Annotated in this window: 17 protein-coding genes; 4 read left to right on the top strand and 13 right to left on the bottom strand. The window is 71.2% G+C overall.

Annotation, left to right across the window (positions count from 1 at the left end):
* Positions 1-102: 102 nt before the first annotated feature.
* The 4 genes from ACWDA7_RS13515 to ACWDA7_RS13500 form a co-directional block, all read right to left on the bottom strand.
* The gene (locus ACWDA7_RS13515) at positions 103-1,764 is read right to left on the bottom strand and encodes a glycosyltransferase family 2 protein (protein ID WP_450604266.1); all 1,662 of its coding nucleotides are present in this window, start codon (positions 1,762-1,764) and stop codon (positions 103-105) included.
* Entirely contained in the window at positions 1,764-3,998 is a 2,235-nt protein-coding gene (locus tag ACWDA7_RS13510) for a CDP-glycerol glycerophosphotransferase family protein (protein ID WP_450604265.1), read from the bottom strand. Before ACWDA7_RS13510 ends, ACWDA7_RS13515 begins: the two co-directional genes overlap by 1 nt.
* A 78-nt stretch (positions 3,999-4,076) precedes the next feature.
* Positions 4,077-4,943, bottom strand: coding sequence for an ABC transporter ATP-binding protein (locus ACWDA7_RS13505; protein ID WP_450604290.1), 867 nt, complete (start codon positions 4,941-4,943; stop codon positions 4,077-4,079).
* A 4-nt stretch (positions 4,944-4,947) separates the two neighbouring features.
* Complete coding sequence (locus ACWDA7_RS13500) at positions 4,948-5,865, bottom strand: ABC transporter permease (RefSeq protein WP_450604264.1); 918 nt, start codon at positions 5,863-5,865, stop codon at positions 4,948-4,950.
* A gap of 260 nt (positions 5,866-6,125) precedes the next feature.
* On the opposite strand from ACWDA7_RS13500, the gene ACWDA7_RS13495 reads away from it, so the two are divergent.
* On the top strand, positions 6,126-6,752 hold the full coding sequence (locus ACWDA7_RS13495; protein WP_359397004.1) for a TetR/AcrR family transcriptional regulator: 627 nt from the start codon (positions 6,126-6,128) through the stop codon (positions 6,750-6,752).
* Positions 6,753-6,821: 69 nt separating this feature from the next.
* Here ACWDA7_RS13495 and ACWDA7_RS13490 read toward each other — a convergent pair whose 3' ends face one another.
* Positions 6,822-7,781, bottom strand: coding sequence for an ADP-ribosylglycohydrolase family protein (locus ACWDA7_RS13490; RefSeq protein WP_450604263.1), 960 nt, complete (start codon positions 7,779-7,781; stop codon positions 6,822-6,824).
* A 20-nt stretch (positions 7,782-7,801) separates the two neighbouring features.
* Complete coding sequence (locus ACWDA7_RS13485) at positions 7,802-8,407, bottom strand: TetR/AcrR family transcriptional regulator (RefSeq protein ID WP_450604262.1); 606 nt, start codon at positions 8,405-8,407, stop codon at positions 7,802-7,804.
* A gap of 99 nt (positions 8,408-8,506) precedes the next feature.
* On the opposite strand from ACWDA7_RS13485, the gene ACWDA7_RS13480 reads away from it, so the two are divergent.
* Entirely contained in the window at positions 8,507-9,424 is a 918-nt protein-coding gene (locus ACWDA7_RS13480) for an oxidoreductase (RefSeq protein ID WP_450604261.1), read from the top strand.
* A gap of 34 nt (positions 9,425-9,458) precedes the next feature.
* Here the strand turns inward: ACWDA7_RS13480 and galE are convergent, their stop codons facing one another.
* Genes galE through ACWDA7_RS13465 form a run of 3 tightly spaced genes read right to left on the bottom strand, consistent with a single transcriptional unit; the run spans position 9,459 to position 13,468 of the window.
* Entirely contained in the window at positions 9,459-10,439 is a 981-nt protein-coding gene (gene galE / locus ACWDA7_RS13475; protein ID WP_450604260.1) for a UDP-glucose 4-epimerase GalE, read from the bottom strand.
* 43 nt (positions 10,440-10,482) lie between these two features.
* On the bottom strand, positions 10,483-12,081 hold the full coding sequence (locus tag ACWDA7_RS13470) for a glycosyltransferase family 2 protein (RefSeq protein ID WP_450604289.1): 1,599 nt from the start codon (positions 12,079-12,081) through the stop codon (positions 10,483-10,485).
* Between the two features lie 55 nt (positions 12,082-12,136).
* Positions 12,137-13,468 (bottom strand): glycosyltransferase 87 family protein, encoded by a 1,332-nt coding sequence (locus ACWDA7_RS13465; RefSeq protein ID WP_450604259.1) that lies wholly within the window; start codon positions 13,466-13,468, stop codon positions 12,137-12,139.
* Between the two features lie 107 nt (positions 13,469-13,575).
* On the opposite strand from ACWDA7_RS13465, the gene ACWDA7_RS13460 reads away from it, so the two are divergent.
* Positions 13,576-15,258, top strand: a complete 1,683-nt coding sequence (locus tag ACWDA7_RS13460) for a glycosyltransferase family 39 protein (RefSeq protein WP_450604258.1) — start codon at positions 13,576-13,578, stop codon at positions 15,256-15,258.
* On the opposite strand, the gene ACWDA7_RS13455 is transcribed toward ACWDA7_RS13460, so the two are convergent.
* A complete protein-coding gene (locus ACWDA7_RS13455; RefSeq protein ID WP_450604257.1) occupies positions 15,255-15,752 on the bottom strand; it encodes a MarR family winged helix-turn-helix transcriptional regulator in 498 nt (165 codons plus the stop codon). The genes ACWDA7_RS13460 and ACWDA7_RS13455 overlap by 4 nt on opposite strands.
* 131 nt (positions 15,753-15,883) lie before the next feature.
* On the opposite strand from ACWDA7_RS13455, the gene ACWDA7_RS13450 reads away from it, so the two are divergent.
* The gene (locus tag ACWDA7_RS13450) at positions 15,884-16,297 is read left to right on the top strand and encodes an organic hydroperoxide resistance protein (RefSeq protein ID WP_432928296.1); all 414 of its coding nucleotides are present in this window, start codon (positions 15,884-15,886) and stop codon (positions 16,295-16,297) included.
* Positions 16,298-16,401: 104 nt separating this feature from the next.
* Here ACWDA7_RS13450 and ACWDA7_RS13445 read toward each other — a convergent pair whose 3' ends face one another.
* The 3 genes from ACWDA7_RS13445 to ACWDA7_RS13435 form a co-directional block, all read right to left on the bottom strand.
* Positions 16,402-18,606, bottom strand: a complete 2,205-nt coding sequence (locus ACWDA7_RS13445) for a bifunctional glycosyltransferase/CDP-glycerol:glycerophosphate glycerophosphotransferase (RefSeq protein ID WP_450604256.1) — start codon at positions 18,604-18,606, stop codon at positions 16,402-16,404.
* A 4-nt stretch (positions 18,607-18,610) separates the two neighbouring features.
* The gene (locus ACWDA7_RS13440) at positions 18,611-20,803 is read right to left on the bottom strand and encodes a bifunctional glycosyltransferase/CDP-glycerol:glycerophosphate glycerophosphotransferase (protein WP_450604255.1); all 2,193 of its coding nucleotides are present in this window, start codon (positions 20,801-20,803) and stop codon (positions 18,611-18,613) included.
* A 156-nt stretch (positions 20,804-20,959) separates the two neighbouring features.
* Positions 20,960-23,215, bottom strand: coding sequence for a bifunctional glycosyltransferase/CDP-glycerol:glycerophosphate glycerophosphotransferase (locus ACWDA7_RS13435; RefSeq protein ID WP_450604253.1), 2,256 nt, complete (start codon positions 23,213-23,215; stop codon positions 20,960-20,962).
* Positions 23,216-23,223 lie beyond the last annotated feature (8 nt).

The raw sequence follows: 23,223 nt of genomic DNA, 5'->3' as shown, positions 1-23,223 counted from the left end.
TGCACCCGTCCGGCGTTCGAGCGTGGGTCGTCGAAGTCAGGAGCCGGACCGGGCGGCACTCTCCCGGGGCGGCGGGGGCCAGGGCCCACGCGCCGCCCGCCGTCACCGCAGCGCGCTCCTGACCAACTGCGCCGCCCGCCGTACTCGCGGTCCGGCCACTCGGCCGACGACCGGGCCCACGCGTGCCGTGACTCCCACGGGCCGCCACCGGATCTGCAGGCGACCAGGGCCGCGTCCCTCCGGTTCGACGGTCACCTCGTGCGGCAGGGTGCCGACGTGGGTCGCCGTGAGGGACGGGAAGACCGTCGGCGCCAGCAGGACGCCCGTGTTGGTCAGGCCCTGGTGTTCCAGGCGCAGCACCGGATGGCGGATGCCCTCGAAGCCCTGCACGGGCAGATGGGCCGCCGCCAGGTCCACCCGGACGCGTCCCTCGAAGACACCGGGGCGGACCGGGTCCAGACGGAAGGCGGTGACCAGGCTGCGCCTGCCCGGGGAGACCACGACGCTCGCCCGCTGCGGGCCGACGGACAGACGCAGGCCCGGGTCGAAGGTGCGGATCGAGAGATCGACCGACGCTCCCGGGCCCGGAGTCACGGACGAGATCTCGTGGCGGAACAGCGCGCTGGGGAAGGGCCGGTCCTCCAATTCGAGTTCCGAGACGTCCAGTTCACGGCGGGCCCAGGAGGAGGACGGGATCCGTGTGCCCCAATGGACCGCTCCCGAACCGTCCGTCACCACCTCCCGAGGCGCCACTTCCTGCCCTAGTCCCCGCGCCGCGGACCGTGCCTCGGTGAGCCGGCGCTCGCGCACCAGCTGGATCACCACCCGTTCCGTACGCGGCAGTCGGGCGTACGCGCCGGGCGCCAGTGTCTCCAGATACGGCGTGACCACGTCCGCGAAACCGGCCAGCCACTCCTCGTCGCGGTACGGCAGATCGCCCGCGTACATCCGGAAGTCGTGCTTGAGGAACTTGTGGTCCTTGTGCTCGCGCAGCCCGCCGTGGCCGCTCGTCTCGAGGAAGTCGTCGATCAGCCGCTGCACATGGATGCGGTCCCGTACGTTCGTGAGCTTGTGCCGCTGGTTGGAGATGGACGCCGACTCCGCCGCCACGAACGGCGCAATGTACCAGCGGTACACCGGCTCGGGGATGATCGTGAAGGAGCGCGCCAGGCAGTACGCCTGTGCCGAGAACAACTGGTCCTCGTAGTGGATGCCCTCGGGGAAGCGCAGCTTGTGGCGGTCGAGGAATTCCCGCCGGTACATCTTGCTTGTCGAGAGGTGCTCGAACAGCAGGCCCGGTTCGGACGCGATGCCCTCGACCGTGCGCCGCTCGGCGACCAGGTGCGGCATCCAGGTCGAGCGGCGACCGGTGTCGATCCGCACGCGTTCCACCGCGCCCATGGTGAAGTCGACGTCGCGTTCGCGGTGTGCCGCGAGCAGCAATTCGACGGCGTTCGCGGGGAGTTCGTCGTCGCTGTCGAGGAACATCAGATACGGGGCCCGGGCGATCTCGATCGCCCGGTTGCGCGGTGCGCTGCAGCCGCCGCTGTTCTCGGGCAGTCGCAGATAGCGCACCCGCTGGTCCTGTGCCGCCAGCCGCCGGGCGACCGACGGAGTGTCGTCCGTCGAGTGGTCGTCGCTGATGATCACTTCGATGTCCGGGTGGGTCTGCCGCAGCAGCGAGGCCACCGCGCGGGGCAGGCGCTCCGCGTCGTTGTAGACGATGACCGTGATCGTCACATCGGGGGTCCGGGTCGTCGTCATCACGCTGTCGCCTCCGCGGGGGCCGGGGCCGGGGTTCGTTCGTCCACGGGGACCACGGGCGGCAGCGACTCCTCGCTCTCGCCCAGGAACACCCGGCGCACCACCCGCTCCGCAGCCCGTCCGTCGTCGAACTCGCAGAAGCGGCGCCGGAAGGCGGCCAGCGACTTCAGGGAGGCCTCGTCCCGCCATGCCTCCGACTCGAAGACGGCCGCGAGTTCCTCCTGGGTGTGCGCCACGTGGCCCGGTGCCTCGGCCGTCAGGTCGAAGTAGACGCCGCGCGTCTTCGCGTACGTCTCCCAGTCGTCGGCGTAGATCACGATCGGGCGGTTCAGGTTGGCGTAGTCGAACATGATCGACGAGTAGTCCGTGACCAGGGCGTCCGCCGCCAGCGAGAGGTCCTCGACCGGGTCGTACGACGACACGTCGATCACCCGGCCGGAGCGGCGCAGTCCGGCGAGCGGAGAGGCCGCACCACCGTAGAAGTAGTGGCCGCGGACCAGCAGGACCGTGTCCTCGCCCAGCCGGTCGGCCAGCGAGGCGAGGTCGAGGCGCGGGGTCCAGCCCGCCTCGTAGTCGCGGTGCGTGGGCGCGTAGAGGATGGCCCGGCGGCCCGGGGCTATGCCGAGGCGGTCGCGGATCGCGCGGACGTCCGCCGCCGTGGCGGAGTAGAAGACGTCGTTGCGCGGATAGCCGTAGTCCAGCGGTGTGTAGCGCGAGGGGTACGCGCGCTCCCACATGCGCGTGGAGTGGCTGTTCGCGGAGACGCTGTAGTCCCACTTGTCGATACGGGCCAGCAGCGCCTCGAAGTCCAGCCCCTTGGAGGCGGCCGGGAAGTCGAGCTGGTCCAGGCCCATCCGCTTGAGCGGGGTGCCGTGGTGGGTCTGGAGGTGGATCACGTCCGGGCGCTTCACCACGGAGTTGGGGAAGTTGACGTTGTTGACGAGGTACTTGGCCCGCGCCATCACGTCCCAGTAGCGGCGGGTGCCGGGGACGATGTGGTCGGTGCCCGGCGGCAGCAGTGCCGCCTTGTGCCGGGACACCACCCACACCGGGTGGATGTGCGGCGCGAGTTCGGTGAGCTTGGCGGCGATCGCGGCCGGATTGCAGGCCACACCTCGGTCCCAGTACGCCGAGAACACCGCGAGTTCCGCGTCGACGGGTTCGCTCAGCGCTCGGCGGTAGCGGTGGTCGCGCAGCTTCGCGCCGACCTGGCGCCTGCCCGCCGCGACCACCGACTTGACCTCGCGCCGCTTCTGGTTGGCGGCCTGGAAGGCGCGGTACTTGGTGTACGCGTTCTCCTCGAGGAGCGAGTGGCGGATGCCGTCGAGGCCGGTGGGGCGCTGGTGGTGCGACGGCCGCCGGCGCACGGCGGCCCGCGACGCGCGGCGGAAGAACTCCCGCGCCACTGGCTCCGGCATCCCGCCGCGGGCGAAGGTACGCAGCAGATCGCGCACCATCACGTCGTACAGGACCGACTTCGGTCCGTCGGGCACGTCCCGCCCGTCCAGCAGCCGGTGCAGCCGCTCGTACCGGTCGATGACCGCGTACCGCTGCGCGGGGGCCACCGGCGGCAGGCTCTGCTCGCGCAGGTCCCTTATCTCGTACGCCACCTGGTCCACGGACGCGATCGCGCCGGCGTGGAGGAGCACGGCGAGGGCGGTGTACGCCTCGTCGTCGAGGACGTCCTCGCCCGCGATGTCCGCGTGGACGTCCGGGGACCGCCAGAAGTCCGCGCGCATCACACGGTTCCCCAGCACCGGGGTCAGCCGCAGCAGTTGGGGGGAGTCGGCGAGCGGGACGGCACGGCGGCCGACCCGGGCCAGGAACCGGCCGTCCCCGCCGGGCGCCCCGGAGTTCTGCCAGGTGGAGCGGACATGGTCCACGACCAGGACGTCCGCCGAGTCCCCGAGTTCCGTGGTGCGGTCGGCCACGATGCGCAGGGCGCCGGCCGGCAGTCCGTCCTTGGCGTGCACGAAGTGCAGCCAGCGGCCGGTGGCCCGGGCGGCGCCCGCCGCCCGGGCCGCGCCGTCGCTCGTGCCCTCGGGCAGCGGCAGCACCACCATCCGCGAGTCCTCGGCCGCACGCCGCTCCGCCTGCTGCCGGGCCCAGTCGCCGACGGCCGCGACGATCACCTCGGATTCGGCGAAGGGCTGGGCGCTCAGAGAGTCGAGGAGTTCGCCCAGACGACCTTGGGGATCGGGGCCGTGGACGATGACGCTCAGCCCTGGTTGCACGTGGCCTCCCTGCTTTTCATACGCCCACGGCGGCACTGCTACTGCTGTGATGAGGCTGTTCGAACGCGTGGGCGGGCCTCAGGAAGGAAGAGGGGCTTTGGCGTCCGCAGGTTCCTTTTTCGGCGGGTTCGGCTTCTTGGGAGCGCTCGGCCGCTTGGACTTGTCGGACTTGTCGCCGGTGAAGGCCTCGTATTCGGCGAGGACGTCCTCGGTCGGCCCGTCCATGCGCAGCACACCGCGCTCCAGCCACAGCACCCGCTCGCAGGTGTCACGGATGGACTTGTTGTTGTGGCTGACCAGGAACACCGTGCCCGCGTGCTTGCGCAGCTCGCGGATGCGCTCCTCGGAACGCTTGCGGAAGGCCGCGTCACCGGTGGCCAGGGCCTCGTCGATGAGCAGGACGTCGTGGTCCTTGGCGGCGGCGATGGAGAAGCGCAGCCGGGCGCCCATGCCGGAGGAGTACGTGCGCATCGGGAGGGTGATGAAGTCGCCCTTCTCGTTGATGCCGGAGAAGTCGACGATCTCCTGGTAGCGCTCCTTGATCTCCTCACGGGACATGCCCATGGCGAGGCCGCCGAGGTAGACGTTCTTCTCGCCGGTCAGGTCGCCCATCAGGGCTGCGTTGACGCCGAGGAGGGAGGGCTGGCCGTCGGTGTAGATGGCGCCGTTCTCCACCGGGAGCAGGCCGGCGACGGCCTTGAGCAGGGTGGACTTGCCGGAGCCGTTGGTTCCGATGAGGCCGATCGCCTCGCCCTTGTAGGCGACGAAGGAGACGTCCTTGACGGCGTGCACCTTGCGGACGCCGGCCGCCTTCTCGGCGTGCTTGCGGCGCAGCATGCGGTTGAGCGCGGCGGTCGCGGAGCCGCGGCCGGCACCGGTGCCGTTGACCCGGTAGACGATGTCGACATGGTCGGCGACGACGGTGGGGACGCGGGTGTCGTTCATGTTCTCAGCCACGGCCGTACGTCTCCTCAGCCTTCCAGAAGTAGATGAAGCCGCCGACGCCGACGACGAGGGCCCAGCCGGTCGCGATGATCCACACGTGGGCCGGGAGCTGGCTGGCGTGGAAGCTGTCGATCAGGGAGAAGCGCAGCAGGTCGATGTAGACGGCGGCCGGGTTGGCCTTGAGCACCGGGGCCACCCAACTCGGCAGACCGCTGTGTTTGGCGGTCAGCTTGTCGATGCTCCACATGACGCCGGAGATGTACATCCAGGTGCGCAGCACGAAGGGCATCAGCTGGGAGATGTCCGGGGTCTGGGCGCCCCAGCGGGCCATGATCAGCGACATGCCGGTGTTGAAGGTGAACTGCAGGATCAGCGCCGGGATGGCCAGCAGCCAGGAGGCGGCGACCGGCACGCCGAAGCAGAGCAGGATGACGATCAGGGCGCACATGGAGAACAGCAGCTGCTGGAGCTGCTGGAGGCAGAAGGAGATCGGCAGTGCGGCCCGCGGGAAGTGCAGGGCGCGCACCAGACCGAGGTTGCCGGCGATGGCGCGGGTGCCGGTCTGGATCGAGCTCGACGTGAACGTCCAGATGAAGACGCCCGTGACCAGGAACGGGATGTAGTCCGGCACGCCCTTCTTGGATTGCAGCAGGACACCGAAGATGAAGTAGTACACCGCGGCGTTCAGCAGCGGGGTCATGATCTGCCAGACCTGGCCGAGCTTCGCCTGCGCGTACTGGGCGGTGAGCTTGGCGGTGGCGAACGCGGTGATGAAGTGGCGCCGCGCCCACAGCTGACGGACGTACTCGGGCAGGGAGGGACGGGCGCCACTGACCGAGAGGCCGTACCTGGCGGCGAGCTCGGCCGGCGTCTCGGCCTGTTCGGTCGCCGTGGGGGGCGGTGTGTGGAGAACCTGGCTCACATCCGCTGCTTTCGCTCGGGGGGTCGGGTGCGCGAACCGGTCCGAAGTGTCCCGCCGCATCGACCCCTCTGCTGTCTGTTTCCGGCTTTTCTCACGCTTCTTGCCGGGGTTTTGCTCTGCTCTTGGGGTCTTGTACAGCTCTTGAGGGTTTTGGCTACTGCACTTTACGTCGGGACGGGGCCGTATCGTCGCAACGCGAGCGTAATCTGTACCGGCGTCGGAACGCAACCGTATCGTCGTTACGCCCTATGCTGGTTCGCATGACCACGAACGCCGACACTCCCCAGGTGAAAAGGCGCCGCAGGGCGCCCGCGGGTGCGGCCGTCCTGCGCGAGGACGTGACGGAGGCCATTCGCGCGGCCGTCTTCGAGGAACTCGCGGCCGTCGGCTTCGCACGGATGTCCATCGAGGGCATCGCACGCCGGGCGGGCGTCGGCAAGACGGCGGTGTACCGCAGGTGGCGCTCCAAGCTGCACCTGGTCCTCGACCTGGTCTCGGCGGTCGCCGTCCAGGGCCTGCCGGCCCCCGACACCGGATCTCTGGAGGGGGACCTGAGACTTCTCTACGAGGTGACGTCCCGGGCTCTGCGCCACCCCGTGGCGGGCCAGATCATCCCCGACCTCCAGGCGGAGGCGGCCCGCAATCCGGACATCGCCGAGGCCATGCAGACGGCGCTGCGCGAGGGCCAGGAGAGCGTGGCGAGCGGCATCGTCGCGGCGGCCGCCGCCCGTGGCGAGATCCGCGAGGACATCGACCCGGCCCTGGCCCTCGACCTGATCTCGGGGCCGCTGTACTGGCGGGCGGTGGTGGTACGCGGACCGAAGCTGCCGAAGGGCTATCTGGCGGGCCTGGCCCGCGCCACCGCGGGGGCACTCAAGGCGTTGTGAGGGACCCGGAGCGGCGTGCGCGGTGCCTCAGCCTGCGCGCACCTGCCCCATGAGGTGCCGCACGCTCACTCAGGCGGAGTTGGCGGACGCCAGCTTCTCTGCCAGCCGGGTGAGTTGCGACGCATACAGGACCCGATCGCCGAAGCCCGGCAGCGGCACGTGCAACGGTTCGGTCCAGCGCTCCGGGATGGCGCCCGAACCGTACACCGCTCCGGCCAGGCCTCCCGTCACCGCCGCGACCGTGTCCGTGTCGCCCCCGAGGTCGACGGCGGCGCGCACGGCCTCCTCGTACGACGTCGTGGTGCGCACTGCCCAGACGGCGGAGCCGAGGCAGGGCCAGACCGCCCCGTTGAACTCCGTTGCCAGGTCAGGGTGCCAGTCGGGGGCCAAGACGGTTGTGTAGCGCTCGCGGTGGTCGGGGTGGACGGCTGAGAGGGTCTCGGGGAGCGCGGCCAGTGGGTCGCCGTCGTCCAGCGCCACGCGGATCAGCTCGTGGAAGATCGCCGTGCCCTCCCAGGCCGCCCGGTCCCCGTGGGTGAGCGCCGCGATCCGGCGGGCGGCGTCCATCGTGGCGTCCCTTCCGCACGGGGCGAAGTACACGGCAGAGGTCGCCGCGCGCATCAACGCGCCGTTGCCCGCGGCCCGTCCGTTCGTCTGGAAGTGCAGTGCCGCTGCCAGGTCCCAGGGGTCGCCGCCGGTCAGGACAGCCTCTGTCTGCAGTCCTATGTCCTTGGGGTCGGCCGCCGCCCAGCGCCGGAACCGGGCGAAGACGTCGGGGAGATCGAGGCCGCCGCGCTCCAGTAGTGACTCCCCGACGAGCACCGCCATCTGTGTGTCGTCGGTTGCCTCGCCCGGGTCCCAGCCACCGCCCCCGCACATCTCACCGCCCTGGCCCGGTGCGGGGAAGCGTGCCGAGAACGTGCCCTCGGGGCCGAACTCGAAGGGTGCGCCCAGTGCGTCGCCGACGGCGGAGCCGAGGACGGCGGTGACGGCGCGGTGGGTGTGAGCAGGGCTGTGCGACTCGGTCACCAGGGCAGCGTACGGGCGCCTCAGGCCGTCTTCTCCGGCGCGCACCCCCGCAGCATGTACGCCACCAGTGCGTCCAGGCCCGGTTCGCATGCCTCGGGCGGCAGGGAGCCGCCGGCCGCCAGGGTCGCGTAGCCGTGCAGTGTGGAGAAGACCCCGATGCCCACGCTCTCCAGTGGGCCCTCGCGCACCTCGCCACGGCGCTGGCCCTCGGCGATCAGGCTCACCGTGCGGTCGGTCCATCGCTGGGACGCGGCCAGCAGGTCCTCGGACGCCTCCGGGGTGTGCTTGATCGCGAACATGAGATCGAGCAGTTCGGCGTTGGCGGTGGCGAAGTCGACGTAGGTGCGTGCGGTCGTGGCGAGCCGCTCGGCGAAGGAGTCGCCCACTCCCTCCAGCGACGCCGCGAACGCCTCGTCCAGCCGGTCGAAGCCGACCAGCGCCAGGGCGTCGAGCAGTGCCTGCTTGTCCTTGAAGTGGCGACTCGGTGCGGCGTGGCTGACGCCCAGGTCGCGGGCGAGCTCCCGGAGGGACAGGGCGGCCGGTCCCTTCTCCCGGAGGGTGTCCTCCGCGCGGGTGAGCAGCGCGGCGCGAAGGTCTCCGTGGTGGTAACGACGACGAGTCTGCATGCAGGCCAGTGTATCGACCATGTGATCGACGCCTACATTGTTGTCGTCGTCACTATTGTTGTCATTGACAGCATTGTTGGCGACGCCTACATTTAAGTCATGCCGAAAACACAGAACAAGTGGAACACAACCGACATCACCGACCAGACCGGCCGTATCGCCGTCGTCACCGGCGCCAACAGCGGTATCGGACTCGCGGCCGCCGACGCCCTGGCCCGTGCGGGCGCGCATGTGGTGCTCGCCGTGCGCGACGTACGGCGCGGTGAGGCAGCCGCCGCGACCGTCCGCGGCGCGAGGGGAAGCGTGGAAGTGCGCCGCCTCGACCTCGCCGACCTCTCCTCCGTCCGGGAGTTCGCCGCGGGCTGGCGGGGAGACCTGGATCTGCTGATCAACAACGCCGGCGTCATGAACATCCCCGAGGCCAGTACCAAGGACGGCTTCGAGATGCAGTTCGGCACCAACCACCTGGGCCACTTCGCCCTGACGAACCTGCTCCTGCCGCACATCACGGACCGCGTGGTCACCGTCTCCTCGGGAGCGCACCGCCTGCCGCCCGGCATGGACATCCACTTCGACAACCTGAACCTGACCGGCGAGTACGCGCCGATGGTGGCGTACGGCCAGTCCAAGCTCGCCAACCTGCTGTTCACGCTGGAGCTCCAGCGCCGGCTGACCGGGGCGGGATCGACGGTGCGGGCCCTCGCGGCCCACCCGGGCTGGGCCGCCACCAACCTTCAGGGCCACGACGCCAGCGTCGTACGCCGGATCGTGATGCGGGTCGGCAACCGCGTCTTCGCCCAGGACAACAAGGGGGGTGCGCTGCCGACCCTGTACGCCGCGACCCAGGACCTGCCCGGCGCGAGCTACGTCGGCCCGGACGGCCTCGGTGAGATGCGCGGCGGACCCACGCTGGTGGGCCGCTCCCACGCGGCCAGCGACCCCAAGTCGGCGCGCCGCCTGTGGACGGCGTCCGAGGAGCTGACGGGTGTCGTGTTCCCGGACCTGGTGCGGGCCTGACGGCCGGCAGCGCAGGGCCGGCCTCCGGACGGGCTCAGCCCCGCGCCGCCCCCGGATGCCTGCGCACCCATCCCTCCCAGGCCGACGTGATCATGTCTTCCACGTCGCGCTTCGCCGTCCAGTCCAGCTCCTCGGCGATGCGGTCGGCCGAGGCGACGACTCGGGCCGGATCGCCGGGGCGGCGGGGGGTGACAGTCGGCGGGGTGTCGTAGCCGGTGACCGTGTTGATGCGGTCGATCATCTCGCGGACCGACACGCCTTCCCCGCGACCGATGTTGAGGGTCAGATCCGCGCCGGGCGAGGCCTGGAGCGCGCGGGCCGCGGCCACGTGGGCCTCAGCGAGGTCGACCACGTGGATGTAGTCGCGCACACACGTGCCGTCGGGTGTGGGGTAGTCGTCGCCGAAGATGCGCGGGGGCGCGTTCTCGGTCAGCTTCTCGAAGACCATCGGGATCAGGTTGAAGACGTCGACGTCGGCCAGCTCCGGCGCCGCCGCCCCAGCCACGTTGAAATAGCGCAGGCACGCGGCGGACAGGCCCGTGGCCCGGGCGGTCGCGCGCACCAGCCACTCGCCGGCGAGTTTCGTCTCGCCGTACGGTGACATCGGCACGCACGGCGTCTCCTCCGTCACCAGATCGAGGTCCGGCATGCCGTACACCGCGGCGGACGAAGAAAACACGAACGAGGGAACCCCGGCCGCCGTCACCGCCTCCAGCAGGACGCGGAGGCCCTCCACGTTCTCCCGGTAGTAGAGCAGCGGCGCCTCCACCGACTCGCCGACCTGCTTCTTCGCCGCCAGGTGCACGACGCCCGTCACCGGGTGCTCCGCCAGAGTGCGGCGCAGCAGCTCACCGTCGAGTGTGGAGCCCACCACCAGCGGCACCTCGGCGGGCACGCGCTCGGCGATGCCCGTGGACAGGTCGTCGTACACCACGGCCCGCTCGCCGGCCTCGGTCATCGCGCGGACGACGTGTGCCCCGATGTAACCGGCGCCGCCGGTGATCAGCCAGGTCATGTGCGGTCGTCCCCTCGTCGGTTGGCCCATGGTGTCGGTTCGGTCACTTCCAGTGAATCAGGCGTCGCAGCCTGCGGCCCAGGACGGAGGTCGCTCCCCGCACCCCCGACGCCACCCTGAGGGCCAGCGCTCCGGAGTGCGTCGCGTACGGCTGCACCAGCAGCACGCCGTGCCGCAGGTTCGGCACCATGCGGCGGCCCAGTCCCGGTCCGGTGAGGGCAAGGGCCGTGGTGTCGCGGCTGGTGCCGTCGTCGAAGCGAAGGGTCAGCTTGAGGTCCCAGGTGCCGCTGCCGAGCTTCGCGAGGTCCACCGGCATCTCGGCCGTCCAGCCGTCCGACTCCGGCTCCCGCCGGAGCACGGCCGTGCAGGAGAGGCCCACCATGGCGCGGCCTTCCCGGCGGGTGAACTCCACGTCGACCCTGGCCGGACGCGCGTTCTCCACCCGTCCGTACAGCTCGTGCAGGCGCAGTCGCAGCCTGGTGGTCCGGGCGCGTGGGCACAGTTCCGCTTCGACGGCGATCGGAAGGTGCCGCATGGGGCGGTGCAGCAGATGGTCCAGTTGCACCTGGGGCAGATCCGCCGACCAGACCGGGATGCCGTCCGCCGTGCTCGCGTACGGCGGGCTCAACCGCGCCGGACGGGCCGCCAGTTCCTTGAGCCGGTGCAGATCGCGCGGCCGTTCGGCGGCGAGCACCACCTGGGCCACCACCCGCCCCGGCACGGACGCCTGCGCGAAGTCGGCCGCGTCGAAGTCCGACAGGTAGGTGCGTGTGAGCTTCCACCACTCGGAGCGGTACTCCTCGTCACGCAGTGGGAGTTCACGCGTGTACATGCGCAGTCCGCGGTCCAGGAAGCTGGTGCGGGCCGCGCGTGCGAGCCGCTTCTCGCCGGCGCCGAGCAGGATTTCGTACGCCTGCCGGTTCGCCTCAATGCGCGCCTTCCAGTTGTCGATGTCGGCGCGGTCGAGGGAGATGGACAGACGTCGGGCCGAGCGGCGGACGTGCCAGATGTAGACCGTCTCGGGAACCAGGGCGATGCTCGGACCGGCCGCCAGGACTCGCGCCCCGAACACGAAGTCCTCGTAGGGGAAGCGGCCTTCGGGAAAGCGGATGCCGTTCTCGCGCAGAAAGTCGGTGCGGTACAGCTTGTTGACGCACAGCGTGTCGTAGGCGAGGCGGGGACGCCGGCCCGGATGGGAGATCAGCGCGGGCCGCTCGTACAACTCCGGCTGCCAGAGGGTCTCGCGGCCCGAGGGCAGTTCGCGGCGTACGCACAAGCCCACCGCGAGCGGCGTCCCGTGGGCGACGGCCGCCATGAGCAGCGCCTCCACCGCGCCGGCCGGCAGTACGTCGTCACTGTCCAGGAACATCACGTACGGCGAGGTCGCCGTGTCGATTCCGTCGTTGCGCGGGGTGCCGCAGCCGCCACTGTTGACGGTTCGGCGCACCACCCTCACCCGCGGGTCCTCGGCCGCCAGGGCGTCGAGGAGTTCCGGGCTGCCGTCCCGCGAGGCGTCGTCGACCGCGATCACTTCGCGGACGACACCGCCCTGGGCGAGGGCCGAACGCACCGCGTCCGTCACATGAGCGGCGTCGTCGTACCCGATGACGACGACGCTGACCTGTGCATCGTGAGGGTGCATCGATTCCACGGGCCGGAACATTACGGATACCTGGTAATCATCTGTTAAGAGGCAATTAACCATCTGTACGGAAGACGGCAGGAATTTCGTGGGGGTTCCGTGGAGGAGTACCCGATTTCGTCCGTTCCACAAGGGGCCGTCCGGCACGCCACAGCCGGATGAAGGACACGACGGCGGCGGACGTGAGCAGTGTGTTGCGTACGAGCATGAGCAAGCAGCCCGCCCAGGTGCTGTTGATGACATCCCCGTAGTAGGCGGGGTATTCGACGACGCTGACCGCCGTCGCCGCCAGGACGAGCAGGGCCACCGGGCGCTGTGTGGTGTGCCGCGACGTCAGGCATACCGCGGCCAGTCCGATCAGCCAGATCATGTACTGGGGGCTGATCACCCGGCTCGTCACCGTGAACAGCAGGACGGCGGCGAGGGCCGCGTCGTAGGGGGTCGCGGGCGTCCAATGGCGGTTCCGCAGCCGCCACAGCAGCAGGAGGGCGAAGGCCACCGCGGTCAGCACGAGGGAGCACAATGCCACCGTGTGCACGTGCGGGCCCACGAACTCCACGGCCCCGTACTGGTAGTGGGTGTGCCCCGGCCAGCCGGCCCGGCGGGCGAACATGAGCACCGTGCCGCCCAGCGACTCGATCTGCACGCCGCGGCCGCCCTGCTGGCGCAGGAAGTCGAACGGATGGCGGAACAGGGCCGCGAGCAGGGTGAGAAGAGTGACCGCGGTGACCGCGGCGGCCGTCCACGCCTCACGGGTCGAACGGCCGCGTGGTGTGCCGATCAGTGCCAGCGCCGGCCACACCTTCACCAGGGCGCCGAGCGCGGCGAACACTCCGCTCATGTGTCTGGAGCGTGACATCGTGAGCAAGGAGATGACCGCGAAGGCGGTGACCTGTACGTCGTACCGGGCCAGCGGGATGTGCAGCAGCAGCGGAAGGCCGGCCGTCCACAGCGCCGCACCGCGCAACGAGCGGCCCGGACGCGTGCCCACGCGCGCGAGGACGAGTGTGATCACGGCGTCCGTCAGCAAGGTGAGGGTCACGAACGCCTGAAAGTAGGTCAGGCCCGGGAGCAGGGCGGGGGAGAGCAGTACGGGCCCCGCTCCCGGCGGGTACTGCCACAGGTGGTCGCCCGCGGGGAACGCGCCGTGCCGCAGGGTGCCGTACCAGTGGAAGTACAGCTTCCACACTTCCCGCGCGACCCCGCCCCGGCCCAGCAGGGCGTACTGGTCGTGGGCGAGCAGCCACAGCATCAGGGCGCGGGTGGCGAGCCAGCCGGCGGCGAGCAGAGGCAACCGACGCGTCGTGCGGACCCTCTTCAGGAGGGGCGGTGAAACGGGCGCGGAGATGGTCGCCCGGGACTCCGGGACACTCTTCAAGGCAGTCATCAAGCCCGGATGGTAGGGCGTATGCATCCCTCATGTGCGCAGATATACCGTCAACACGCAGCAAAAGTTAGTTAATACTACAAAATCTGGGCATGTTGAATGCAGGCATGAGTCGGTTGCCGGCAAGGCGTACGGAGTGGGGGGCCGTCCTCGTCCCCGTGGTCGTCATGGTCGCGATCGGGGTATGGGGACTGGACCGTGGCGGGATGTGGCGGGACGAGGCGGCGACGTTCCAGGTCGCGCGCCGCTCGGTGCCGCAGATCTGGCATCTGCTGCACAACGTGGACGCGGTGCACGGCCTCTACTACCTGCTGATGCACGTGGTCCTGGCCGTGCACCCCGGCGAGGTGCTGCTACGGCTTCCCTCGGTCGTCGGTGCGGCCGCGACGGCGGGTCTGGTCGCCGCGCTGGGCGCACGGCTGTGCCGCCCCCGGGTGGGGCTGTGGGCGGGGCTGCTGTACGCGGTCACGCCGATGGCCGGGCACTACGCCCAGGAAGGCCGCTCGTACGCGCTGGTCTCCGCCGGGGTCGCGGGCGCGACGCTGCTGCTCCTGAGGGCGGTGCGGGACGGGAGGTGGTGGCCGTACGGGGTGGTCGTGGCCGTCACGTGTGTGCTGCACGAGTTCGCCGTGCTGGTGCTGTTGGCGCACGCCTGCACGCTGGCGCTCGCGCGGGTGCCGGGGAGGGTCTGGCGCGGGTGGGCGTGTGCGGCGGGCGCCGCCGTCCTGGTGCTGCTGCCCCTGGTGCTGGTCTCGCGGGGGCAGGCGGCCCAGGTGGCGTGGCTGTCGGCGCCGGACGGGCGCAGTGCGGAACGGCTCGTGGGGCAGTTCGCGGGGCCTTCGCGGGCGATGCTCGGGCCGTATCTGGTGCTGGTCGCGCTGGCTGTGTGGAGACCAGGCTTCAGACGGGAGGTGTCCCTGGCCGGGGTGGCTCTGCCGCTGCTGGTGATTCCGCCGGCGGTGCTGATGAGCGTCTCGCAGACCACCCCTCTGTACGACGAGAGGTATGTGCTGTATTCGCTGGCCGGCGCGCCACTGCTGGCCGCAGCGGGTGCCGAGCGGCTGGCCGGTGCCGTGAGCCGAATGCGGCCGGTCGGCGGGTGGACGCCCACCGGGCCCCTCGGCTCGGGCGACGACGGTCGTCCCACCGGGGACGTCATGGCCGGCGGCCGTCCGCTGCCCGCCCCCCGTCGCCCTGTCCCATCCACGGGGGCAGTCGCCCTTCAGGAGGCTCCGCGGCTGGTCGTGCCCGACGGGCGTGCGGTCGTCCGGCGGCCCTCATGGCTTCGGCGGCAGGGCGGAACCCTGTTCGGTGTGCTCGGCGTCTGCGGTGCGCTCGTCCTGCAGTTCCCCCTGCTCCGGGCCGACCGCAGCGTCGCTCACCGGCCCGACGACCTCGCTGCCGTCTCCGCCGTCGTGGCGCGGCATGTGCGGCCCGGCGACCCCGTGCTGTTCCTGCCGTCACTGGAGCGGCGTTCGGCGCTGACCTATCCGGCGGGGTTCCGGGGCGTCAGGGACGTGGCGCTGGACGTGCCCGCCGCCGAGGACGGGACGCTGTACGGGCGGGAGGCCGGGCCCGTGGAACTGCGGCGGCGGCTCGCCGGGCTGACCCATCTGTGGGTGGTCAGCGAGCCGTACGCGCTACGGCCGTCGTGGACTCCCTGGAGCCCCACCGAGCGCGCCAAACTCGCGGTGGTGCACGAGGAGTTCGTCACCCGTGCGGAGTACGTGCGCCCGGGTCTCACCCTTCGGCTCTATGTACGCCGTGGCCTGTCGCGGCCGGGCGGCTAGTCGCAGCCCGGCGTCTCCTCCAACGCCGCCGCGTCCAGCGCCTGGGTCAGCCGGTCGAGGCGGGCCTGCAGCTCCATGATCTCGTCCAGCTCGAAGCCCGTGGCCGCGCCGATCCGGCGCGGCACCTCAAGGGCGCGTTGCCTGAGCGCCGTGCCCTCGTCCGTGAGGTGCACGTGCACGGACCGCTCGTCCTGGACGCTCCGCTCCCGCCGCACCAGGCCCGCCGCCTCCAGCCGCTTCAGGAGGGGCGAGAGCGTCCCGGAGTCCAGCCGCAGATGCTCGCCGAGCTTCTTCACCGGCAGCTCGCCGTGCTCCCACAGCACCAGCATCACCAGGTACTGCGGATAGGTGAGCCCGAGGTCCTTGAGGACGACGCGGTAGACGCTGTTGAAGGCCCGGGACGCGGCGTGGAGCGAGAAGCAGATCTGGCGGTCCAGGCGCAGGAACTCCGCGCCCGGAGGAGACTCGGCGCTGATGGTCGGCGTGGTCTTCATGCCCCCAGGGTAGCCCGGCAGGGCCATTTAGTTGTGCACAATTGAATTGTGTGCTGTACTAATCTCGTGAGGCCGCCCGGACGGACGGAAGGGGCGGCCGACGGACATGATTTCGAGAGGGATGGTTTTCCATGGACGCGCTCTACACCGCTGTCGCCACCGCCACACACGGCCGCGACGGGCGGGCGGTCACCTCCGACGGCAAGCTCGACCTCCAGATGGCCATCCCGGTGGAGATGGGTGGCAGCGGCCAGGGCACGAACCCCGAGCAGCTGTTCGCCGCCGGGTACGCGGCCTGCTTCGCCGGCGCCCTCGGCGTGGTCGGCCGGCAGGCGAAGGTCGACGTCAGCGACGCCGCTGTGACCGGTGAGGTCACCATCGGCAAGCAGGGCGAGGGCTTCGGCCTCGCGGTCACCCTGCGCATCGAGCTGCCGGAGTCCGTGGACGAGGCGACCGGCCGCAAGCTGGTCGAGCAGGCCCACCAGGTCTGCCCCTACTCCAACGCCACCCGCGGCAACATCCCGGTCGAGCTCGTCGTCGAGTAATCCCACGACCGATCCGTGCGCGGCCTCGTACACCTGAGCGGGAGTACGGGGCCGCGCACGTGCCGCGCCCGGCGCCGGAACCTCCTCCCGGCCCGGGCGCTTCGTCATGTCGAGGTCAGCACGTCCCTCTCGCCCGCCGCGGGCGCCGGGATCGAGGCCGGGACGGCCGGCTCGCCCAGGATCAGCGTCCGCGCCACCCGCAAGGCCGCCCGCCCGTCGTCGAACTCGCAGAACCGCGCCCGGAACGCGGCCCGCAGCGCCGCCGCGTCCGCGTCCCGCCAGCTCCCCGACGCGAAGAGCCAGGACAGCTCCCGGTACGAACGCGAGACATGCCCCGGCGCGTTCGCCGTGATGTCGAAGTACGCGCCCCTGCTCGCCGTGTACGCACCCCAGTCGTCGGCGTGCACGACGATCGGCCGGTTCAGGTTGGCGTAGTCGAACATGAGGGCCGAGTAGTCCGTCACCAGGGCGTCCGAGGCGAGCATCACCTCCTCGACGTGCGGCTCGTCGGTGGCGTCCACCAGCACGCCCCTGCGGTGCAGCTCGGCCGTCCCCATCCCGCGGGCCGGGCCGTCGGCGAGCGACGGGTGCAGCCGTACGACGAGGGTGTGGCCCTCTCCGAGGTCCTCCGCGAACCGGGCCAGGTCGAAGCGCTCCGCATGGCCGCCCCGCACATGGTCGCGGCGGGTCGGCGCGTACAGCACGACCGTGTGGTCCACCGGGATGCCGTGCCGCGACCGGAACGCCGCTCCGTCGCCGGGCTTCGCGTTCACAAGGACGTCGTTGCGGGGGCTGCCGGTGCGCACCGAGGTGAACCGGCACGGGTAGGCGCGGTCCCAGACCAGCTCGGAGTGGCGGTTGGCGACGAGGCTGTAGTCCCAGCGGTCGGCGCGGCGCAGCATCTGCGGCACGTCGAGGCCGTGCCGGGCGCCCGGCTTGCCCAGCAGGTCGGCCCCCATGTACTTCAGCGGCGTGCCCTGGTGGGTGTGGATGTGGACGCTGCCGGGGCGCTTGAGCAGGGATGGGGGCCAGTTGACGTTGTTGACGAAGTACGTGGCCCGCGCGGTGACCTGCCGGTAGGCCAGCGAGCCCAAGAGGACGTACTCGACGCCCGGAGGCAGGTGCTCGGCCTGGTCCTCGCGCACCACCCACACGTTCCTGATGTGCGGCGCCAGTTCGCGGGCGGCGTGGTGGATCGCGGCGGGATCACCGAGGACACCGCGGTGCGAGAACGCCGAGTACACCGCGAGCTCCGGGTCCAGGGGCCGCTGCTGGTGCGCCCAGGTCCAGGCGCGCTTTACCCGTCCGGCCGCCGCCCCGCGGGTCCGCCGGCCCAGCCGGCCGGACGCGGCAGCGCCGGCCGCAGCCCGCTGCCGGGTCAGATAGCGGGCGTAACCACCCTCCAGGACGCGCAGTCCGGCGGGGACCGGCTCGCTCGTGCGGTACCGCTGGAAGAGTTCGGCGGTGCGGCGGAAGAACTCGCCCTTGGCGGACGCGGGCAGCCGGCCCGGCTTGGCGAGGACGTCCAGACAGTGCTCGCCCATCTTGCGGTGCAGACAGGGCCGCCAGCGGTCCAGCTCCGGGTGGGCGTCGAGATACGCGAAGACCCGCTCGTACTGGTCGTGGATGTCGAAGTGCTTGCGGCTGGTGGTGGACAGGATGCTGCCCTGGCGGCGCTGCCGGTAGTTGAGGCAGATCCGGTCCAGGGTCGCGATCCGCCGGGCGCTGAGCAGGGCGGGGAAGGTCCAGGGCGTGTCCTCGTAGTACCCCGGCGGGAAGCTGAAGCCGTGCTCGGTGACGTAGTCCCGTCGGTAGGCCTTGTTCCACACCACCATCAGCAGCTCGAGGATCTCGGGGCGCTCCGCGGCCGTGAAGGTGCCCTCGCAGGCTTCGGCCATCACCCGGGCCAGCGCGTTGCGGCGGGTGCCGCCCCACCAGTACGTGCGGGCGTAGTCGAAGACCAGCACGTCCGGATCCCGGGTCTCCTCGAGCCGGTCGGCGACCGCGCGCAGTGCGCCCGGGGTGAGCGTGTCGTCGCTGTCGAGGAAGAGGAGGTAGTCCCCGGTGGCATACGGCATCCCGGCGTTGCGTGCCCGGCCCAGACCGGCGTTCTGTGGCAGATGCAGCACACGCAGGCGGGGATCCCGTTCGGCGTACTGGTCGAGGATCGCCCCGCAGCCGTCGGGCGAGCAGTCGTCGACGGCGATCACCTCGAAGTCGGCGTACGACTGCTCGAGCACCGAGTCGAGGCATTCGCGCAGAAAGCCCCGCACCTTGAAGACGGGGACGATGACGCTGAAACGGGGCACGGGATCAGCTCCTCACGAGGGCGTGGGCCGGAGCCGGGATGCGCTCGGCCAGCGGGATCACCGGCGGGATCGACTCGGGCGGCTCGCCCAGCAGCACCCGGCGCACCACGCGCTCGGCGGCACGTCCGTCGTCGAACTGGCAGAAGCGCTCACGGAAGGCGGCGCGCAGGCCCGCCGCGGTCCCGTCCGCGTAGGAACCGTCCCGGAAGACGGCCGCCAGCTCCGCGGGTGAGTGCGCCACCCGTCCCGGGGGTGCCTCCATCAGGTCGAAGTAGACGCCCCGGATCTCGCGGTACACCTCCCAGTCGTCCGCGTAGACGACGATGGGGCGGTTGAGGTTGGCGTAGTCGAACATGATCGACGAGTAGTCGGTGATCAGCGCGTCCGCGGCGAGGCAGACGTCCTCGGAGGAGCGGTGCCCCGTGACGTCGATGATCCGGCCGCCGCTTCCCGCCGCGCCCTGGTCGTAGAAGTAGTGGGCGCGCAGCAGGACGACGTACTGGTCGCCGATCGCCTCGCAGAACGCCTCCAGGTCGAGGCGCGTGCGGAAGCCCGTGCTGTGGTCGCGGTGCGTGGGCGCGTACAGCAGGGCCTTCCTGTCCTCGGGCACGCCCAGTTCGCGGCGGATGCGGGCGACGTCCTCGGCGGTCGCGGTGCAGTAGACGTCGTTGCGTGGATACCCGTACTCGAGGGTCTCGTAGGAGCCCGGGAAGGCGCGCTCCCACATCTCGGTGGAGTGCCGGTTGGACGAGAGGTTGTAGTCCCAGCGGTCCACCCTGGCCAGCAGCTTGGTGAAGCTGCCGGTCGCCGCGGCGACCACCGGGTAGGTCGACTGGTCGACGCCCATCTTCTTCAGCGGGGTGCCGTGCTGGGTCTGCAGATGGACGCTCCCGGGGCGCTTGACCACACCGTCGGCGAAATTGGCGTTGTTGACCAGGTACGTGGCGCGGGCGAGCACGTCCCAGTACCTCCGGCTGCCGATCACCGCGTACTCCACGTCCTCCGGCAGGCTGTCCACCGCGTCCGGCTCGACCAGGAACACCGAGCGGATGTGCGGGGCGAGTTCGCGGGCCTTGGCGTGGATCGCGGCCGGATTGCAGGCGTAGCCGCGGCCCCAGTACGCGCAGTACACGGCGAGGTTCGGATCGAGCGGCCGGCGCAGCCCGAGCGCGTACCGGAGGCGAGTGCGCGGCATACGCGGCACCGGGACCTTCCGCGCCGCCTTCGCCGTGCCCAGGCTCACCCCGCGCAGCGTGTGGAACGCGCTGTACGCACCGGCCGCGAGCAGCCGGTGCTGCACCCCGACGCTGCCCGCGGGCGGGTGGTACCCGGCCGGGCGGTGGCGGCGATAGAGGCGTGACGCCCGCCGGAAGAAGACCCGGCGCAGCTGCGCGGGCAGCCGTTCGGGATGCGCGGCGGTCCGCAGCACCTCGCCGAGGAGCTGCTCGAACAGCGGTCGCAACCGCTCTGTGGGCAGGGCGACTTCGGAGGCCCGGGTGAGCACCGCGTCCACCTGGTCGAGGAGGTCGAGTTGATGCTCGCCCGGGCTGTGCAGCCGGCTGCCCTGGCGGGGCATCAGATGCCGTACGCAGACCGAGCGCAGCACGGCCAGGCGTTCGGCGGCGAGCGTGACCCTGCCGCCCCAGCCGATGTCGGTGAAGTGACCGGCCGGAAAGGCGAGTCGGTGACCGGCGACGAATGCGCGTCGGTAGGCGGCGCTCCACGCGGGGACGCCCACACAGGTCAGCTTCGGGGCCCGATCGGGGCTGAAGGCGCCCTCGGGGGCCTCGCCGAGCGGGGGAGCGTACGCCGCACCCTCCCACCAGGGGACCCGTTCATGGCCGATGTAGAGGACGTCCACCTCGCCGGTCTCCCCCAGGCGTGCGTCGATCGCCGCGAGGGCGCCGGGCTTGAGGACGTCGTCCCCGTCGAGGAACAGCAGATAGCCCCCGGTCGCCGCTTCCGCCCCGGCGCTTCTGGCCACGCCCAGGCCGCCGGCCGGCGGCGAGGTGAGCGGAACGACCCGGTTGTCCCGCTCGGCGTACGTGCCGGCGACCGTGCCCGCCGGGGAGCCGGGGGCGTCGCAGACCGGGATCAGCTCGAAGTCGCCGAACGACTGGGCGAGGACGGAGTCCAGCGCCTGGGACAGCCGGCCGGCGACGCCGAAAGCGGGGACGATGATGCTGAAGCGGGGCATTCTGCTCTTTCTCTCGGACCCCGGTTGCTGTGCCGGGGCCAGTGCGTCGGGGAGTCGGTCGTCAGCGCCCCGGCCGTCCGGCGGGGCGGCAGGTGACGGGCCGGGTGGGGGTGGGCCTGCGCGGCATGCGGAACTCCGGGTGTCGGGGTCTCGGGGTCAGAGGCGCTCGGCGACCGGCATGCGGCGGCCGGGCACCGGGACGCTGGTGAGCGGCGGGGCCTGCACACCCAGCGCGGCGGACGGGACCGGGCGCCGGTCCGCAAGGGGGACGACCGACGGCAGCCAGGCGCTCTCCCCGAGCACGACCCGGCGCACGATCCGCTCGGCGGCGCGCCCGTCGTCGTACCGGCAGAAGCGCTCACGGAACACCCTGCGCAGCTGCGCCGAACGAGACCCGCGCCAGTGGCCTGTCGCGAAGATGTCGATCAGCTCGTCCTCGTCGCGCGCGAGTGCGCCCGGCGGACAGTCGCGCACGTCGAAACAGGTGCCGCGGGTCGCCTCGTGGGTCTCCCGGTCGTCCGCGTACACGACGATCGGCCGGTCGAGATTGGCGTAGTCGAACATCAGCGAGGAGAAGTCGGTGACCAGCGCGTCCGAGGCCAGGCACACCGACTCCACGCTCGGGTGGCCGGTGACGTCGATCACCCGGCCGCCGGCGGGCCGCGTCGGGCGCTCGCCGTACGCGGGGTGCGTACGGGTCAGCAGTACGAAGCCCGGGCCGAGTTCGCGCAGGAAGCGTTCCAGATCGAGGGCGGGGCGCCCGTCGGTGCGGTAGTCGCGGTGGGTGGGCGCGTACAGGACGGCCACCGAGCCCTCGGGGATGCCGAACGTCTGGCGCAGCCGGGCCACGTCCGCCGAGGTCGCGCGGGCGAAGACGTCGTTGCGGGGGAGGCCGTACTCGAGTGTGGTGAACCCGGACGGGAAGACGCGCTCCCAGACGAGGGTGGAGTGGCGGTTGCCGGACACGACGTAGTCCCAGGTGTCGGCCGAGCGCAGCATCCGTCCGAAGTCGCAGCCGCGGGCGGCGACCGGACGGTCCTGGAGGTCGAGGCCCATGCGCTTGACCGGGGTGCCCTGCCGGGTCTGGATCAGGACCTGTCCCCGGCGCTTGACCACGCGGGATTCGAAGTCTGCGTTGTGAACGAGGTACTTGGAGCGGGCCAGCGCCGTCCAGTACGCGGCCGATCCGGGCCGGATCCGCTGGGTGGCCACCGGGATCGTGTGGTGGTGCTCGGGCTGTGCGATCCACGCGGTGCGGATGTGCGGGAGCAGGTTGCGGAACGCGGACTCAAGGGCGCCCGGGTTGCAGCCGTACCTGCCTCCCGCGTCCCGTGCGAACACGGCCCGGTCGGTGCGCAGCGGAAGGCGGAGCTGGATGCGGTAGTGCGTCCGGAGCGCGGCGGCGGTCATCTGCCTGCCCGCCCCGGCGGCCAGGCGCCGTGCGCCACGCCCCAACCGGGACGCCGCCGACACCAGGCGGTAGGTGTGATGGCTGCCCAGGCGGATCAGCAGATGGCGCGGCCGAAGCGGGGCGCCCGGAACCCGGTAGCGGCGGTAGTGGTCACGGGCCAGACGCAGGAACTCGGCGCGGCTGTCCCGGGGAAGCCTGCCGCGCCGGGCGTAGACGGTGGCCAGGTGGTCGACCATGCGGCGGAACAGGACCGGCCGCCAGCGGGCGAGCCCGGGATGCGCGTCCAGGTGCGCGAAGACCCGGTCGTACTGGTCGAAGACGTCGAAGTGCGCGCGGCTGGTCGAACCGAGGATGCTGCCCCGGCGGCGCTGGCGGTAGTGGACGCAGACCCGGTCGAGGGTGGCGATGGTGTCCGCCGTGAGCAGCACCGGGAACGTCCACGGGGTGTCCTCGTAGTAGCCGGGCGGGAAGGTGAAGCCCTCGCGCTCGACGAAGTCGCGGCGGTACGCCTTGTTCCAGACCACCATCAGCAGGGAGAGCAGGCCGGGGCGGTCGTCGAGGCGGAAGGGCGCGGGGCCCTTCTCGGTGAGCAGGCCGGCCAGCTGGTTGCGGACGGTCTTCCCGGTCCAGTAGGTACGGGCGTAGTCGAAGACCAGGACGTCCGGGTCCGAGGTCTGCGCCAACCGGTCGGCCACCTCCCCGAGTGCGCCCGGGGTCAGGGTGTCGTCACCGTCGAGGAAGAGCACGTAGTCGCCGGTCGCCTGCCGCAGCCCGGCGTTGCGGGCCTGGCCGAGCCCCACGTTCCGCGACAGGTGCAGCGGGCGGACGCGGGCGTCACGGGCGGCGAACTCGTCGATGAGCGCCCCGCAGGCGTCGGGAGAGTCGTCGTCGACAGCGATCAACTCGAAGTCCGCGTACGACTGTTCCAGCACGGACATGAGGCATTCCTGCAGGTACGCCTGAACCTTGTACGCGGGGACGATGACACTGAACCTGGGCAAGGGGCATC

This window comes from Streptomyces sp. NPDC001156, from assembly GCF_053598275.1.
Note: the sequence above shows the minus strand (reverse complement) of the source record. Positions and strands in the feature narration are given on the sequence as shown.

Bases quoted from the DNA above. Each gene is read 5' to 3' on its own strand.
- galE (WP_450604260.1), bottom strand. From the start codon at position 10,439: ATGACCTGGCTGATCACCGGCGGCGCCGGTTACATCGGGGCACACGTC.
- ACWDA7_RS13460 (WP_450604258.1), top strand. From the start codon at position 13,576: ATGAGTCGGTTGCCGGCAAGGCGTACGGAGTGGGGGGCCGTCCTCGTC.
- ACWDA7_RS13450 (WP_432928296.1), top strand. From the start codon at position 15,884: ATGGACGCGCTCTACACCGCTGTCGCCACCGCCACACACGGCCGCGAC.
- ACWDA7_RS13480 (WP_450604261.1), top strand. From the start codon at position 8,507: ATGCCGAAAACACAGAACAAGTGGAACACAACCGACATCACCGACCAG.
- ACWDA7_RS13465 (WP_450604259.1), bottom strand. From the start codon at position 13,468: ATGACTGCCTTGAAGAGTGTCCCGGAGTCCCGGGCGACCATCTCCGCG.
- ACWDA7_RS13515 (WP_450604266.1), bottom strand. From the start codon at position 1,764: ATGACGACGACCCGGACCCCCGATGTGACGATCACGGTCATCGTCTAC.
- ACWDA7_RS13455 (WP_450604257.1), bottom strand. From the start codon at position 15,752: ATGAAGACCACGCCGACCATCAGCGCCGAGTCTCCTCCGGGCGCGGAG.
- ACWDA7_RS13470 (WP_450604289.1), bottom strand. From the start codon at position 12,081: ATGCACCCTCACGATGCACAGGTCAGCGTCGTCGTCATCGGGTACGAC.
- ACWDA7_RS13505 (WP_450604290.1), bottom strand. From the start codon at position 4,943: ATGAACGACACCCGCGTCCCCACCGTCGTCGCCGACCATGTCGACATC.
- ACWDA7_RS13495 (WP_359397004.1), top strand. From the start codon at position 6,126: ATGACCACGAACGCCGACACTCCCCAGGTGAAAAGGCGCCGCAGGGCG.
- ACWDA7_RS13440 (WP_450604255.1), bottom strand. From the start codon at position 20,803: ATGCCCCGCTTCAGCATCATCGTCCCCGCTTTCGGCGTCGCCGGCCGG.
- ACWDA7_RS13485 (WP_450604262.1), bottom strand. From the start codon at position 8,407: ATGCAGACTCGTCGTCGTTACCACCACGGAGACCTTCGCGCCGCGCTG.